Below are 14,129 nucleotides of genomic sequence, written 5' to 3'. Positions count from 1 at the left end.
TGCTGTCTGCGTCAGGCAGGGAAGGGGCGCACCTTCAGCCACAGGAAAAGGGGAATCCTGCTCCACCGTTGGCGAGAGGATTGCGGAACCGGCTCCTTGATCTGTGTTACCGCGAGGCCCGCTCCCGACAGTGCCGCCATATAGTCTTCGAGCGGCTGCGACCAGCCGGCGAAGTGCATCTTGAGACCGTCCCGCTCCTCCACGCCCTCGAAGCGTTCACGGCCGAAATAGCTGCCGGGCAGGACAAAGGGCGCGTCCGGTTCAGGCCCGGCAAAGCTGCCGCGATCGGCGAAGGGATGCACGATCGAGATGACGAGCGTGCCGGAGGGCTTGAGCACGCGGCGGATTTCCTTGGCCGCCGCCGGGACGTCCTCGACATCCATCAGCATGTTGTAAGCGACGGCGAGGTCGAAGCTCTGGTCCTTGAAGGGCAGGGCTGCGGCCGCCGCCACTTCATAGTGATCGGCGGAGTCCAGTTCTTTCGCAGATTTGATGAACTGGGCGACCGGGTCAGCCGCCGTCACGCGATAGCCGAGCTCCTTGATGAGCCGCGAGACGCGGCCTTCACCGCAGCCGACATCGAGTGCTTCCCCGCTCCCAGTGCCGACGAAGTCACGGAACGCTTCGGCGTAACTCCAGAAGGCGTCATGTCCGGGTGCACGTGCCCAGGTGATCCACTCCTCGGCGATCTCGGCCCAATGTTTCTGGTCGGTGTCCTTGCCCGTCATGGTGTGCCCCTTGAGATGAAAAAGCCCTCCCCGGATGGGGAGGGCCGATCAGGTCAGAGAATGTGGAAGCTCAGGCTTCCGAGAACATCTCCTCGACATGCTCCCAGTTGATGAGATTGTCGACGAAGGCTTCGAGATATTTCGGCCGCGCATTGCGATAATCGATGTAATAGCTGTGCTCCCACACATCGACGCCGAGGATCGGCTGCGAGCCGTGCATCAGCGGATTCTCGCCATTGGCGGTCTTCTGGATTTCGAGCTTGCCGTTCTTCACCGCGATCCAGGCCCAGCCGGAGCCGAACTGGGTGGTGCCGGCGTTGATGAAGTCGGCGCGCATCTTGTCATAGCCGCCGAGATCGGAATCGATCGCCTTCTGCAGTTTGGCCGGAAGCTTCTTGCCGCCGCCGTCCTTCTTCATCCACTGCCAGAAGTGCAAGTGGTTGTAATGCTGGCCGACATTGTTGATGAGGCCCTGGTTCTTTTCCTTATAGGCCGCCTTGACGATCTTGGACAGCGACTGGCCGGCGAGCGGCGAGTCCTTCAAAAGGTTGTTGCCGTTCGTCACATAGGCCTGGTGATGCTTGTCGTGATGGAATTCGAGCGTTTCCTTCGACATATACGGGCCGAGTGCATCATAGGCATAGGGCAGAGGCGGAAGTTCAAGGGCCATGGTGTCATCTCCTTTTTTGTGAGGCGTTTCCGCGGAATTTGCGAAAACCGTCCCGGCTCCTGGCAATAGGGAAGCGCCTGCCGCGGCGAGAATTGGGGCGGCAAGCGTTTGAAACTGGCGACGGGTAATCAATCAGATCTCCTGGATCCTTTCGAACCCCAACCTTGAAATAGGCGTTTGAGTTCCATCTGTCAAAGATCAAGCCTCGGCTCTGAGCCAGCTGAGAAGCGACGCGTCATCGCCGGTCTCGACCGCTTCAGCCACCCGGCGCCCGACCGCGGCGCCGAATTTGTAGCCATGGCCTGAGCAGGCCGAGACGACCAATGCCTTGCCTTGGCGATACGACAGGAATTTGTCATCCGCCGTGAAAGTGTAGGCGCAGGTCTGGACGCGCGCCACGCGGTATTCGCCGATGCGCGCCAAGGGCGGCGAGAGCAGGTTGCGCAAGCGCTCGCCCTCGCCGGGCTTCTCCACCCGATCGGCCTCGGGGTCGGTGGCCGGGCGCTTCATCACGCCAGCCCCGACCTTGAGGCCGGTGCCGTCGACCGGCGGCAGCATATAGGCATCGGCGGTGCCGCCGATATCAAGAATGGCCGGGGCTTCGGCCCAGGCTGCCGCGAGATCGGCGGGCGGCGTCAGATAAGCGACGGCCGTGCGATAGAGCGTGAGATCACGCGCGAGCTCCGGCACCAGCTGCAGCACCCAGGCGCCCGCCGTGACGATGATCTGGTCGGCCGCAATCTGGCCGCCGTCGCTCGAGATGAGCGTGCCCTTGTCGGAGTCTATCGCCGCGACACGGCTATTGAGACGCAACGTCGCGCCATTTTCCGTAAGCCACTGGACAAGGTCACGCGCGATGCGCTGACACAAAAGGGCGCCGCCGGCCTTGGTGAAATAGGCGTAACGAATGGTGGCCGGGTCGAGAAACGGGTAGCGGCGCGCCGCTTCCTTGGGCTCGTAAAGCTCATAGGTCTCGCCCATCCGGTCGTAGCCGTTGCGGAATTTCTCACCATCATCACCGGCGATCTGCGACATGGCGAGCACGCCGCGTGGGCTCAGATGCGAATGCCCGAGGTCGCGCCACATCTCATCCCAGGCCGTGAAAGCCTCCGAGATGGTGCGCGCATATCCGTCGGCCGAGCCATAGCCACGCCGGATCATGCGGTGCTCGTCGCCCGAGGCTGCGAGCGGATTGGGGATGGTGCCTTGCTCGACGAGCGTCACATCATGGCCGCGCTTGGTGAGCGCCCAGGCAGTGGCGAGGCCGGCTATGCCGCCTCCCGCGATCGCGACCTTCATCCGACCTGCTTTTCCATGAAGACCGAATAGGGATCGTCGGTGGGATAATCGGCATAGGGCCCACAAGGGGTGAAGCCCGCTTTGGCGAAGAGGCCGAGCGCTTCCGGCTGCAGCGTGCCGGTCTCGAGCTTCATCGCCTTGAGTCCATGCGCCCGGGCATTCTCCTCGAGCGCGGCGAGAATCAGCTTCGACAATTTGAGGCCGCGCGCCTCTGGGCGTACATAGACGCGTTTGATCTCGCCATAGGCCGGATCGCGGTGCCAGAGCGCGCCGCAACCCAAGGCCTCGCCGGCGCGCCGGGCCACGAAGAAATGAATATCCGGCGCGGCAAGCGTCTCGATATCGACGAGATGATTGCTCTCCGCCGGATAGAGCCGGTGGAACATGTCGTCGAGATCGCGGATGAGTTTCGTCACATCTTCCGCGCGCGGGTCTTCGCGCCGGATCTCGATCTCGCTCATGGCTGGAAGGCCTGAAGTCCTGTCTGCGCGCGGCCGAGGATCAGCGCATGTACGTCATGCGTGCCTTCATAGGTGTTGACCGTCTCGAGATTGACCATGTGCCGGATGACATGGAATTCGTCCGATATGCCGTTGCCGCCATGCATGTCACGGGCTTCGCGCGCGATGGCGAGCGCCTTGCCGCAATTGTTGCGCTTCATGAGCGAGATGGCCGGTGGCGCGGCATTGCCGCGTTCGAGCGCGCGGCCGAGAGCCAAGGCGCCCTGGAGGCCGAGCGCGATCTCGGTCTGCATGTCGGCGAGCTTCTTCTGCACCAGCTGGTTGGCGGCGAGCGGCCGGCCGAACTGCTTGCGGTCGAGCGTATATTGGCGGGCCCGGTGCCAGCAGTCTTCCGCCGCACCCATGGCGCCCCAGGCAATGCCGTAGCGCGCCTTGTTGAGACAGCCGAACGGGCCGGAGAGGCCGCGCGCATTCGGGAAGAGATTCTCTTCCGGGATCTCGACATTGTCGAGCACGATCTCGCCGGTGACCGAGGCGCGCAATGAGACCTTGCCTTCGATCTTGGGCGTCGAAAAGCCCTTGGTGCCGCGCTCGACCAGGAAGCCGTGAATGCCTTCGTCTTCGAGCTTGCCCCACACGACCGCCACATCGGCGATCGGCGAATTGGTGATCCACATCTTGGTGCCGTTGAGCACGAAGCCGCCATTGATGCGCTTGGCCCTGGTCTTCATGCCGCCAGGATCGGAGCCGGCATCTGGCTCGGTCAAGCCGAAGCAGCCGACCCATTCGCCGGTGGCGAGCTTGGGCAGATATTTCTTGCGCTGGGCTTCCGAGCCGTAGGTCTCGATCGGATGCATCACCAGCGAATTCTGCACGCTCATGGCCGAGCGGTAGCCCGAATCGACCCGTTCAACCTCGCGCGCCACGAGACCATAAGCGACATAGCCGAGGCCCGACCCGCCATAGGCTTCCGAATTCATCATGCCGAGAAAGCCGATTTCACCGAGCTCGTTCATGATCTCGCGGTCGAAGCGCTCCTCGCGGAACGCCTTTTGGACACGCGGCTGGAGCTTGTCGGCGCAGAAAGCGCGCGCCGTGTCGCGGATCATGCGCTCGTCTTCGTTGAGCTGACTTTCGAGATCGAGGGGATCTTCCCAGTTGAACTCGGCGAGCGGGGTGGGGCCATGAGCTTTACGGGCGGCTTGGGTCATTTGGAACTTTTCATCGCTTCGAAAGTTATCACCGAGCACGTTAACAACGCCAATCGCTCCAAAAAGTCAAATCCGGCCCAAATGGTGACCCAATCCCCATCCGATCAATCGCCTGAACCGCTTATATTGCCACCCCGCCTGACGTTGCGCCATGCGTTATTCTTGGATTTCGATGGAACGCTCGTCGACATTGCCGAGCGTCCGTCCGCGATCGTCGTGCCGCGCGATTTGCCGGCGCTTCTCATGCGCCTGCAGATCTTCCTGGGCGGCGCGGTGGCGATCGTGAGCGGCCGGCCGCTCGCCGATCTCGTCTCCTATCTGGCCCCCGCGGATCTCGACATCATCGCCGAGCATGGCGCCCTGGTGAGGCGGCGCGGCAAACCGGCGCCGGAGCCTGAGGTGATCTGGCCGGATTCCTGGCAGATCCGGCTGGAGCGTTTCCTGCATGATCATCAGGGGACCGAGCTCGAATACAAGACATCCGGCATCGCGATTCATTTCCGCCGCGCCGCCGAGGCTCAGGACGAAGCATTACGACTTCTGACCACGCTCATGAGCGAGGCGCCGGGCGGCGCCGAGATTCTTGCCGCCAAGATGGCTTTCGAGCTCAAGCTCACGCCGGCGAACAAAGGCAAGGCGATCGCTGATCTGATGGAAGAGGAGCCCTATCGCCGCCGCATTCCCATTTTCGCCGGGGACGATGTGACGGATGAGCCGGGTTTTGCGGTGGTGAAGGCCTTGGGTGGTGTGCCGCTTCCCATGGACAAGGCTTTCCAAGGCGAGCCGCGAGGTTTGCGCGACTGGCTCGCCACGGAGATCGGTATCAAGGGAGAGGCCGCCGCATGAAGCAGATGGATATGGGAGTGATCGGCAATTGCGCCGTCGCGAGCCTTGTTGATTCCGCGGCCCGCCATGTGTGGTTCTGCTTTCCGCGTCTTGACGGTGATCCCGTCTTCAACGCGCTGGTGAACGGCTCGGAGCCCGAGAACGGTTTCATGGACGTCGTGTTGCGTGACCAGAAGGCGGCGCAGCAAAAATATCTCCGTAACACGGCCATTCTCGAAACCATTCTCACTTGCGACAACGGATCACTGCGCGTACTCGACTGGGCGCCGCGCTACAAGCTCCAGGGCGAGTTGTTCCGGCCGCCCATGATCATCCGGCGCATCGAGCCGCTCGAAGGGCGCTGTCACGTGAAGGTCCGCGCCCGCCCCACTTTCGACTATGGCGCGACGAAGCCGGTCATCTCGGTCGGCAGCAACTATCTGCGTTATGCCGGCGGCAACTCTGTCATCCGCATCACCACCGATATGCCGGTCGCCTATCTGCGCGACGAGGCCTATTTCCTTCTTGACCGTCCGGTGCACCTCTTCATCGGCAGTGACGAGGCCCTGCCGTCGCGCGTCGACCGTCTCGCGCGCGATTATCTCGAAGAGACCACGGGCTATTGGAACGACTGGGTACGCGACCTCGCCGTGCCTTACGACTGGCAGGAAGTGGTCATCCGCTCCGCCATTACGCTGAAGCTGTGCAGCTTCGAGGATACGGGCGCCATTCTTGCCGCCTTGACCACGTCGATTCCGGAAGCCGCCGATAGCCGGCGCAATTGGGATTATCGCTATTGCTGGCCGCGGGATGCCTATTTCACCGTGATGTCGCTCAACCGGCTCGGCGCCACCACGACGATGGAGAATTTCATCACCTATCTCATCAATTCGGTCATCTCAGCCAATGTGCAGTTCCTGGCGCCGCTTTATCCGATCGTGCCGGGTACCCCGCTCGAAGAGTATGAGGCGGAGGCGCTCAAGGGCTTTCGTGGCATGGGGCCGGTGCGTGTCGGCAATGGCGCCTCGATCCAGCGCCAGAACGACATCTATGGTTCGGTCATTCTCGCCACCGCCCAGATGTTCTTCGACATGCGTCTGCCGCGGCCGGGTGACCGGGCACTCTATCATCAGCTGAAGCCGATCGGGCACATGGCTAAGGCCACGTCGCTCGAGGCCGATGCCGGCATCTGGGAATATCGCGGCCGCACCCGGGCGCATACTTTTTCGGCAGTCATGTGCTGGGCGGCGCTGGAAAGGCTGGGCCGCATCGCGCATCGCGTCGAGGAGACGGCCGATGCCGAAGAGTGGCACAAGGCCGCGCGCGATCTCAAGCAGCGCATCCTCGCAGGTGCCTGGAACGAGGCGGGGCAATATTTCAGTGGCAGTCTCGGCGGCACCGAGCTCGACGCGGCGCTCCTGCTCATGCCGGAGATCGGCATCATGAGCTATGATGATCCACGCTTTCAGAAGACCTTGGCCGCGATCGAGCAGCGCCTGCTCGTCGATGGGCTGATGATGCGATATGCCGAGGAAGATGATTTCGGCAAGCCCGAGACCGCCTTTCTCGTCTGCACCTTCTGGTACATAGAGGCGCTCGCCAATGTCGGCCGGCGCGAGGAGGCGATGGCGCTGTTCGAGCGCGTGCTGTCTCTGCGTAACCATGTCGGCATTCTGTCCGAGGATGCTGTGCCGACGACGGGCGAGCTCTGGGGCAACTTCCCACAGACCTACTCCATGGTGGGCATCATCCACTGTGCCCGCAAGCTTAGCCGCAGCTGGGAGGAGGGCCTATGGCACGTCTCGTGATCGTCTCCAATCGCGTGCCGGTGCCTGCAAAGAAACGCGAGCAGCAAGCTGGCGGTCTGGCTGTCGTTCTCGAAGAAGCGCTGAAGGGTGATGTGCTGTGGTTCGGCTGGTCGGGCCGCCGCAGCGCCGAAGCTTCCGCCGAGCCTGTTTTTGCCACCCGCGGTTCGACCACATTCGCCACCATCGATCTGAGCGAGGCCGATTACCGCGATTATTATGCCGGCTTCGCCAATCGCAGCCTGTGGCCGCTGCTGCATTATCGCACCGGCCTCGTTGCATTCCTGCGCGATGAGTATCAGGGCTATCGCGCCACCAACCGGAAATTCGCCGCTGCGCTCATGCCGCTCTTGCGTCCGGATGACATTATCTGGATCCATGACTATCACCTGATCCCGCTTGGTCACTATCTGCGCGAGCTGGGGTGCCGCCAGAAAATCGGGTTCTTCCTGCACATCCCGTTCCCGCCGCTATCGGTCTTCGACATATTGCCGCCGGCCAGGGAACTCATTGGTGATCTCGCCACCTATGATGTCGTGGGCTTTCAGACCCATGAGGACCGTGACAATTTTCAGGGCTGTGCCGGCAGGCTGCTCGCCGGCGAGCAGCGGGCACATGCGGTGTCCGCGTCGGTCGCGATCCCGGTCGGCATTGACGGCAAAGCCTTTGCCCAGATGGCGAAGACCTCGCGCATGACGGCGGAATCGCACCGGCTCAAGCACAGTCTCGTCGGCCGCAAGCTCATCATCGGTGCCGATAGGCTCGATTACTCCAAAGGGTTGCCGCAACGCTTCGAGGCCTATTCGGAACTGCTCGAGACGCATGCCCAATATCGCGAGAAGGTCAGCTTCCTGCAGATCGCCCCCCGTTCTCGCGAGGATGTGAGCGAATACCGCGACCTGAAGAGAAGCCTCGACCGCCTCACCGGCAAGATCAATGGCAAATTCGCCGAATTCGACTGGGTGCCTCTGCGCTATATGACCCATGGTCTGTCGCGCAAGCTCTTGGCCGGTTTCTTCCGCATGGCCGCGATCGGTCTCGTTACTCCATTGCGCGACGGGATGAATCTCGTGGCTATGGAGTATATCGCCGCTCAGGATCCGGAAGACCCTGGCGTGCTCGTCCTTTCACGCTTTGCCGGTGCGGCGGCGAGCCTCGATGCTGCGTTGGTCGTCAATCCGTTCGATACCAGTGCCGTCGCTGAGGCGATCCATCAGGGCCTCATGATGCCGAAGGAGGAGCGCCGCGCCCGCTGGCTGAGCCTGATGGACAGGATAGAGCAGGACAGCGCCGCCTCCTGGTGCCGGCGTTTCCTGGCGCGGCTCAGCGATACGAAGCTGCGCGCGGTGTCTTGAGGCCTGCCGCCTGTCGGAACGGCGCGGTTCACTCGGCGCGTGTCCCGTCCATCATCTTGCGGGTCACAGTCTCTATATGCTGCCGCATCGCCTGTTCGGCATGTCCGCAATCCCGGTCGAAGATCGCCTGCACGATCTCGTCATGCTCCTTGAAGCTATGATGCTCCGGCGCCGGTCTTGCCGAGCCGTCCCGGCGCCGGCCCCAGGCCATGGTGCGCCGGACATTGTTGAGATTGTCGAAAATCATGATGAGGATCTTGTTCTGGGTGGCGTTGGCGATCGCCCGGTGAAAGCGGTTGTCCCAGTTTTCGTAGCGCCGCCAGGTCTCGGCCTCCCGGCCGCGGCGGGCGCAGAGCTGAAGCTCCGCCAGATCCGCCTGCGAGGCGTGCAGCGCCGCCTCACAGGCGAGTTGAGGCTCGATGATGAGCCGGGCGCGCAGAACCTCGGCCGGGCTGGCAAAATTGGCTACGTCCGAAACGGCCGAAAGGTTTTGGATTGGTTTTTGGCCGAGAAAGGTGCCTTTGCCGACATGTCGCCAGATCCGGCCTTCGGATTCGGCGATGGCGAGTGCCTTGCGCAAGGCCCCGCGCGATACGCCCAAGGTTTCGCACAGTTCGCGCTCGGCCGGCAGCCGGCCGTCCGCGCTCGGCTCGAATTGCGCCAGAAATGCTTGTAATTGGGTAAAAGCGGCCCGTCCTTCATCGTGAACCGGTGCGTCCCAGGCATTCTTTTCAGTACTGTCCGGCGTCGTCAATCCAGCCTCGCTTGCGGATTTCATCCGCGTGATCAAGCCCCGACCCGGAGCTGCCATTCAGCCCATAGCACATTTTTTCTTGAGGGTGCACGGTCCGAATTGGGCAGAAATACGGGGTCTGTGGAGAATTCAAGAAACCACTTGCCATGATTGGTAAATTGGTTACGTATTGGCTAGGCAGCTATTTATGGAGAGACGTTCAGTGACCGCACATGCCTTCCCCCACCCGAATGATGGGGAATTCGTTGTACCCGTGCCTCCTGTGACGGCCGTTCCCGTGGCCAATACGAGCAGTCGTTTCCCGGTCAGGCGGGTCTACTGCGTCGGGCGCAACTATGCCGCCCATGCCGTCGAGATGGGGCATGATCCCTCCCGCGAGCCGCCGTTCTTCTTCCAGAAGAATCCCGACAATATCCTCCTTTCAGGTTCGGACTTCCCCTATCCGACCAAATCGAACGACGTGCATTTCGAGGCCGAGCTGGTCATCGCCATCGGTCGTGGTGGTTCCGAGATTGCTGAAAGTGACGCGCTCGGCCACATCTTCGGCTACGCCGTCGGTCTGGACATGACGCGTCGCGATCTTCAGGGGGAGGCGAAGGACCTGCGCCGGCCATGGGAGGTCGGCAAGGCGTTCGAAAGCTCAGCACCCTGCAGCGACATTGTTCCTGCCGCGCAGATCGGCCACCCCACGAGCGGTGAGATCTGGCTTACGGTGGATGGCGAGCGCCGCCAGACCGGCGACCTCAATCAGATGATCTGGAAGACGCCGGAGATCATCTCCTATCTGTCCGGATTGTTCACATTGGCGCCCGGCGACCTGATCTACTCCGGAACGCCTTCCGGCGTCGGCGCGGTGACGCGTGGCCAGGTCATGCATGCCGTCGTCAGCGGCGTGGGCGAGCTCAAGATGGGCGTCGTCTAACCAACTAGTCGTTTGTGGAACCTGGAACTGGAGCAAGGTGAATGATTGTAGGCATCGACCATATCGAGATCATCGTTCGCGACGTGAAGGAATACGTCGAATTCTATCAGAAGATGGGCTTCAAGCTGCTCAAATGGACCGAACACCATGGCGGCTCGGCCGAGCTTCAGCTCCCCGGCGATAACCAGCCGATTTTCGAGATACACCAGCTTCTCGCCGAAGAGAATCCGGGCATCAACCACATCTCCTTCAAGGTGCGCGATATAGAGAACACCCACAAGGAACTCGTGGAGTCCGGCATCTCTTTCTACAAGGACGTCCACGCCTCTCCCTCCACCGGCCGCAAGAACGCATTGTTCCGCGATCCGGATGGCTGGCGCTTGCAGCTGTCCGACGAGAAGCGCGGCGAAGGACAGATCAGGAAAAGCTAGGCCTGCGCTGCGGAGGGCGGTTGCCTTCCGCGGCGATCCTCCTGATCCGGGAATGATTCTGGGACAGCGAAGAGGTGGATGCTTGTGACAAGTCTGGCGATCGACATACGCGGATTGCGGACGGAGTTTCATACGCATGCCGGCATCGTGAAATCGGTGCGCGGCGTGGATATGCGGATCGCGGCCGGTGAGATCTTGGGCCTGGTCGGCGAGTCGGGGTCGGGAAAGAGCGTAACCGCGCATTCGATCATGCGGCTCCTGCCGTCGATCGCCAGGATCGTGGAGGGGGCGATCCTGTTCGAAGGAAATGATCTCGTCGCCAGCACCGAAAAGGAGATGCGTGAGATCCGGGGCAACCGGATCTCGATGATCTTCCAGGAGCCGATGACGTCGCTCAACCCGGTGCTGCGCGTCGGGCCGCAAGTGGCCGAGGTCCTGCGTCTGCATCGCGGCATGGCGCGCAAGGAGGCGCTGGCCTTCGCAGCGGAGCTGTTCTCCCGCGTCGGTATCCCCGACGCCACGCGCAGGCTTGAAGCCTATCCGCACGAAATGAGCGGCGGCATGCGCCAGCGCGTGATGATCGCGATGGCGCTGGCCTGCAGCCCGAAGCTGATCATTGCCGACGAGCCGACGACGGCGCTCGATGTGACGATCCAGGCGCAGATCCTCGAATTGTTGCGCGACCTCGTCGTCAATGCGGATGCGGCTCTGCTGTTGATCACGCACGACCTCGGCGTCGTGTCGGAAACCGCCGACCGCGTCGCCGTCATGTATGCCGGTCAGATCGTCGAGATGGCGCCGGTGGAACGGTTCTTCTCCACGCCGCTGCATCCTTATTCGGTCGGCCTCATGCGGTCCGTTCCACGCCTCGATGAGGATGAGCAGGGGGATCGGACCCTCTATGCCATCGGCGGAACGGTGCCTAATCTGATGAACCTGCCGAAGGGCTGCGCGTTTCAAACGCGCTGCGCGCATGTGCATGAGCGCTGCCGGATGGAGGAGCCGGCCATGCGGCCGGTCGCGGACGGGCACGAAGTGAGGTGCTGGCTCCATGACTCCTGAACCACTCCTCCAGGTCCACGACCTCTCGAAGCACTATGGGGACCGCAGCCTGTTCGGCAGGCGGTCGCTGCCAGTCAGAGCCGTGGACGGCGTCGACCTCGAAGTCAGGTCCGGCGAGACCTTCGGGCTCGTTGGGGAATCGGGATGCGGCAAGAGCACGCTTGGCCGCTGCATCGCGCGGCTGGAGGATCCTACAGCAGGCCGGATACTTTTCGAGGGGACCGACATCGCGGCTCTGCCGAAAGCGCAGCTGCGCCAGTTGCGCCGCAATGTCCAGGTCGTCTTCCAGGACCCCTACGCCTCGCTCAATCCGCGCAAGACCGTGAACTCCATTCTCTCCGAGGCATTTCGCATTCACGGCCTGCATCCCCGGTCGCAGTGGCGCGCGCATGTGGGCGAGCTCCTGGAAACCGTCGGCCTGCAGGCCGATCACGCCGACCGGTATCCGCATGAATTCAGCGGCGGCCAGCGCCAGCGTATCTGCATCGCCCGGGCATTGTCGCTGCGGCCGAAACTGATCATCGCCGACGAGCCGGTTTCCGCCCTCGACGTCTCGGTGCAGGCGCAGGTCCTCAATCTCATGATGTCTCTGCAGCGGTCTTTCGGGCTCTCCTATCTCTTCATTTCGCATGATCTGCGCGTGGTCCGCCACATAACCCAGCGCCTGGCCATCATGTATCTCGGCCGCATCGTGGAAACCGGTGAAACTCGAAAGATCTACCAGGCGCCGCTGCATCCTTATTCGAAGTCGCTGCTGTCCGCGGTGCCGCAGATCGATCGCCGCCGGAATGATGGCCGCATGATCCTGCGTGGTGAGCTGCCGTCGCCGTCGAACCCGCCTTCGGGATGCACGTTCCATCCGCGTTGTCCACGCCGTGGACCGGAATGCGACACCCGGGTCCCCGTGCTTCGCGAGATGGCGCCCGGGCGCCGCGTCGCCTGCCACTATCCCCTCGACCCCGCGGTCGCACCACCATCAACAAAAAACAACTTGGAGAAAACGCCATGAAGAATCCGCTTACCGGTCATGCCAGGATCTTCGCCGCGCCGATGCTGGCCGCGATTCTGGCCGCAACCAGCCTTGCCGGCACGGCGCTCGCGCAATCGGCCCTGGTCGTCGCCTTGCCGGGCGATCCGCCGGTGATCAATTCGGGCGTCACGACCGATATCTCCTCGAGCAACTTGTCGGGACAGGTCTACAATACGCTGGTGCGCCTTGATCCGAAGGGACAGGTCATCCCGGCGCTGGCCCAATCCTGGGATATTTCAGCCGACGGCCTGACCTATACGTTCAAGCTGTATTCCGGCGTCAAATGGCACGATGGCAAGCCCTTCAGTGCCGCGGACGTCGCCTGGAGCCTGTGGAACGTCAACAAGAAATATAATGGCCCGGCATCCGGCCTTCTCGAAGCCGTGGAGAAGATCGAGGCCATCGACGACCTGACGGTCGCCTTCAAGCTGAAATATCCCTATCCGCCGCTGTTGCGCGGCCTGGCCTATTTCAATTCCTCGACGATCCTGCCGAAGCACATTTTCGACAATGGCCAGGACCCGCGCGAGAATCCGGCTAACCTGAAGCCGATCGGCACCGGTCCCTTCGTGTTCAAGGAATATTCGAAGGGCAGTCACGTCATCTTCGAGCGCAACCCCGACTATCACCTCAAAGACCTGCCGAATGTCGATCGCCTGGTCTTCCAGATCATTCCGAATGAAGCGGCCCGCGGCCTGGCGCTGCAGAAGGGCGATGTCGACTTCATCCCCTATTATGCGATTCCGCTCGGGGAGGTCGAGGCGCTGCGCGCCGACCCGAAAGTCGCGGTGACATTTGCCAAGCGCATGATCGCCGGAGAATTCATGGCCTTCCTCAATACGCGGCAAGGCCCTCTCGCGAAAAAGGAAGTGCGCCAGGCGCTCTATTACGCGATGAACCGCGAAGAGCTGCTGGCCAAAGCGGGCTTCGGCTATGGCAAGGTCTCGGCCGGACCGATCTCGTCGGAACAACCGATCTTCTATACCGATCAGGTCAAACAATATGGCTTCGATCCCGCCAAGGCGGAGACCATGCTCGATGCCGCCGGTTATCCGCGCGGCGCCGATGGAAAGCGCTTCAAGCTCCGGGTGAGCTTCGATCTTAAAGAAGGCCCAATGAACGATACCGCGCGTCTCATGCGCGTACAGTTCGCCGCCGTCGGCGTCGATCTCGATATCCAGGGTATGGACAGCGGCGCTTGGCGAAATTCCGCGTTTCAGCAATGGGATTTCGACATCACGATGGGAAGTTTCTCGACCGGACCAGATCCCGCGGTCGGTGTCGAACGCCTCTATACCTGCCGCAATATCGAGAAGCTGATGGCACGCAACGCATCCGGCTACTGCAACCCCGCGCTTGACGAGATCTTCGCTCAGGCCGGCCGCGAGCAGGATGAAGCCAAACGCGTCGCCCTCTATCACCAGGTGCAGAATATCCTGGCCGAGGATGCGCCGCATTGGTGGCTCTGGGATCGCTATTACCCGATCGCCTTCAACGCCGAGCTCGACGGCATCCTTGACGATCTCACCGGTTACGGCGCCTTCGACGTCGTGAAATGGAAGAATTGAATCTGGCT

At 62.0% G+C, this 14,129-nt stretch carries 14 protein-coding genes; 8 read left to right on the top strand and 6 right to left on the bottom strand.

All coding sequences use genetic code 11. The features are described 5' to 3' along the window. Positions 1 to 11 precede the first annotated feature (11 nt). The 5 genes from JHL16_RS26995 to JHL16_RS26975 form a co-directional block, all read right to left on the bottom strand. Complete coding sequence (locus JHL16_RS26995; protein ID WP_200187994.1) at positions 12 to 728, bottom strand: class I SAM-dependent methyltransferase; 717 nt, start codon at positions 726 to 728, stop codon at positions 12 to 14. A 70-nt stretch (positions 729 to 798) separates the two neighbouring features. Next, a complete protein-coding gene (locus tag JHL16_RS26990) occupies positions 799 to 1,398 on the bottom strand; it encodes a superoxide dismutase (protein WP_200187993.1) in 600 nt (199 codons plus the stop codon). 198 nt (positions 1,399 to 1,596) lie between these two features. Then, complete coding sequence (locus JHL16_RS26985) at positions 1,597 to 2,697, bottom strand: NAD(P)/FAD-dependent oxidoreductase (RefSeq protein ID WP_200187992.1); 1,101 nt, start codon at positions 2,695 to 2,697, stop codon at positions 1,597 to 1,599. Beyond that, a complete protein-coding gene (locus JHL16_RS26980) occupies positions 2,694 to 3,158 on the bottom strand; it encodes a GNAT family N-acetyltransferase (RefSeq protein ID WP_200187991.1) in 465 nt (154 codons plus the stop codon). The genes JHL16_RS26985 and JHL16_RS26980 overlap by 4 nt, the downstream gene beginning before the upstream one ends. Further along, the gene (locus JHL16_RS26975) at positions 3,155 to 4,369 is read right to left on the bottom strand and encodes an acyl-CoA dehydrogenase (RefSeq protein WP_200187990.1); all 1,215 of its coding nucleotides are present in this window, start codon (positions 4,367 to 4,369) and stop codon (positions 3,155 to 3,157) included. The genes JHL16_RS26980 and JHL16_RS26975 overlap by 4 nt, the downstream gene beginning before the upstream one ends. On the opposite strand from JHL16_RS26975, the gene otsB reads away from it, so the two are divergent. From otsB to JHL16_RS26960, 3 genes are read left to right on the top strand one after another with little or no spacing between them, the layout of a single operon-like run. After that, positions 4,343 to 5,215, top strand: coding sequence for a trehalose-phosphatase (otsB, locus tag JHL16_RS26970; protein WP_348647285.1), 873 nt, complete (start codon positions 4,343 to 4,345; stop codon positions 5,213 to 5,215). The genes JHL16_RS26975 and otsB overlap by 27 nt on opposite strands. After that, complete coding sequence (locus JHL16_RS26965) at positions 5,212 to 7,002, top strand: glycoside hydrolase family 15 protein (protein ID WP_200187988.1); 1,791 nt, start codon at positions 5,212 to 5,214, stop codon at positions 7,000 to 7,002. The genes otsB and JHL16_RS26965 overlap by 4 nt, the downstream gene beginning before the upstream one ends. Next, positions 6,987 to 8,354 carry an alpha,alpha-trehalose-phosphate synthase (UDP-forming) gene (locus tag JHL16_RS26960; protein ID WP_200187987.1) on the top strand — a complete coding sequence of 456 codons (1,368 nt, stop codon included), beginning with the start codon at positions 6,987 to 6,989 and terminating at the stop codon, positions 8,352 to 8,354. The genes JHL16_RS26965 and JHL16_RS26960 overlap by 16 nt, the downstream gene beginning before the upstream one ends. A 28-nt stretch (positions 8,355 to 8,382) precedes the next feature. Here JHL16_RS26960 and JHL16_RS26955 read toward each other — a convergent pair whose 3' ends face one another. After that, positions 8,383 to 9,132, bottom strand: coding sequence for a FadR/GntR family transcriptional regulator (locus JHL16_RS26955; RefSeq protein ID WP_200187986.1), 750 nt, complete (start codon positions 9,130 to 9,132; stop codon positions 8,383 to 8,385). Positions 9,133 to 9,295: 163 nt separating this feature from the next. Here JHL16_RS26955 and JHL16_RS26950 point away from each other — a divergent pair, with 163 nt between their 5' ends. The 5 genes from JHL16_RS26950 (at position 9,296) to JHL16_RS26930 (ending at position 14,121) form a co-directional block, all read left to right on the top strand. Beyond that, entirely contained in the window at positions 9,296 to 10,030 is a 735-nt protein-coding gene (locus JHL16_RS26950; protein ID WP_200187985.1) for a fumarylacetoacetate hydrolase family protein, read from the top strand. 41 nt (positions 10,031 to 10,071) lie between these two features. Beyond that, positions 10,072 to 10,461 carry a VOC family protein gene (locus JHL16_RS26945; protein WP_137858011.1) on the top strand — a complete coding sequence of 130 codons (390 nt, stop codon included), beginning with the start codon at positions 10,072 to 10,074 and terminating at the stop codon, positions 10,459 to 10,461. 78 nt (positions 10,462 to 10,539) lie between these two features. Next, on the top strand, positions 10,540 to 11,523 hold the full coding sequence (locus JHL16_RS26940; RefSeq protein WP_200187984.1) for an ABC transporter ATP-binding protein: 984 nt from the start codon (positions 10,540 to 10,542) through the stop codon (positions 11,521 to 11,523). Further along, complete coding sequence (locus tag JHL16_RS26935) at positions 11,513 to 12,532, top strand: ABC transporter ATP-binding protein (RefSeq protein ID WP_200187983.1); 1,020 nt, start codon at positions 11,513 to 11,515, stop codon at positions 12,530 to 12,532. The genes JHL16_RS26940 and JHL16_RS26935 overlap by 11 nt, the downstream gene beginning before the upstream one ends. Continuing rightward, positions 12,529 to 14,121 (top strand): ABC transporter substrate-binding protein, encoded by a 1,593-nt coding sequence (locus JHL16_RS26930; RefSeq protein ID WP_200187982.1) that lies wholly within the window; start codon positions 12,529 to 12,531, stop codon positions 14,119 to 14,121. The genes JHL16_RS26935 and JHL16_RS26930 overlap by 4 nt, the downstream gene beginning before the upstream one ends. The last annotated feature ends 8 nt before the right edge of the window (positions 14,122 to 14,129 follow it).

Source organism: Taklimakanibacter albus (assembly GCF_016595235.1).
GTDB lineage: Bacteria > Pseudomonadota > Alphaproteobacteria > Rhizobiales > Aestuariivirgaceae > Taklimakanibacter > Taklimakanibacter albus.
Note: the sequence above shows the minus strand (reverse complement) of the source record. Positions and strands in the feature narration are given on the sequence as shown.

What these genes read in the sequence shown, in the direction of transcription:
- JHL16_RS26995 (WP_200187994.1), bottom strand. Translation starts at nt 728, where the DNA reads ATGACGGGCAAGGACACCGACCAGAAACATTGGGCCGAGATCGCCGAG.
- JHL16_RS26990 (WP_200187993.1), bottom strand. Translation starts at nt 1,398, where the DNA reads ATGGCCCTTGAACTTCCGCCTCTGCCCTATGCCTATGATGCACTCGGC.
- JHL16_RS26985 (WP_200187992.1), bottom strand. Translation starts at nt 2,697, where the DNA reads ATGAAGGTCGCGATCGCGGGAGGCGGCATAGCCGGCCTCGCCACTGCC.
- JHL16_RS26980 (WP_200187991.1), bottom strand. Translation starts at nt 3,158, where the DNA reads ATGAGCGAGATCGAGATCCGGCGCGAAGACCCGCGCGCGGAAGATGTG.
- otsB (WP_348647285.1), top strand. Translation starts at nt 4,343, where the DNA reads ATGAGCTTTACGGGCGGCTTGGGTCATTTGGAACTTTTCATCGCTTCG.
- JHL16_RS26975 (WP_200187990.1), bottom strand. Translation starts at nt 4,369, where the DNA reads ATGACCCAAGCCGCCCGTAAAGCTCATGGCCCCACCCCGCTCGCCGAG.
- JHL16_RS26965 (WP_200187988.1), top strand. Translation starts at nt 5,212, where the DNA reads ATGAAGCAGATGGATATGGGAGTGATCGGCAATTGCGCCGTCGCGAGC.
- JHL16_RS26960 (WP_200187987.1), top strand. Translation starts at nt 6,987, where the DNA reads ATGGCACGTCTCGTGATCGTCTCCAATCGCGTGCCGGTGCCTGCAAAG.
- JHL16_RS26955 (WP_200187986.1), bottom strand. Translation starts at nt 9,132, where the DNA reads ATGAAATCCGCAAGCGAGGCTGGATTGACGACGCCGGACAGTACTGAA.
- JHL16_RS26950 (WP_200187985.1), top strand. Translation starts at nt 9,296, where the DNA reads ATGGAGAGACGTTCAGTGACCGCACATGCCTTCCCCCACCCGAATGAT.
- JHL16_RS26945 (WP_137858011.1), top strand. Translation starts at nt 10,072, where the DNA reads ATGATTGTAGGCATCGACCATATCGAGATCATCGTTCGCGACGTGAAG.
- JHL16_RS26940 (WP_200187984.1), top strand. Translation starts at nt 10,540, where the DNA reads ATGCTTGTGACAAGTCTGGCGATCGACATACGCGGATTGCGGACGGAG.
- JHL16_RS26935 (WP_200187983.1), top strand. Translation starts at nt 11,513, where the DNA reads ATGACTCCTGAACCACTCCTCCAGGTCCACGACCTCTCGAAGCACTAT.
- JHL16_RS26930 (WP_200187982.1), top strand. Translation starts at nt 12,529, where the DNA reads ATGAAGAATCCGCTTACCGGTCATGCCAGGATCTTCGCCGCGCCGATG.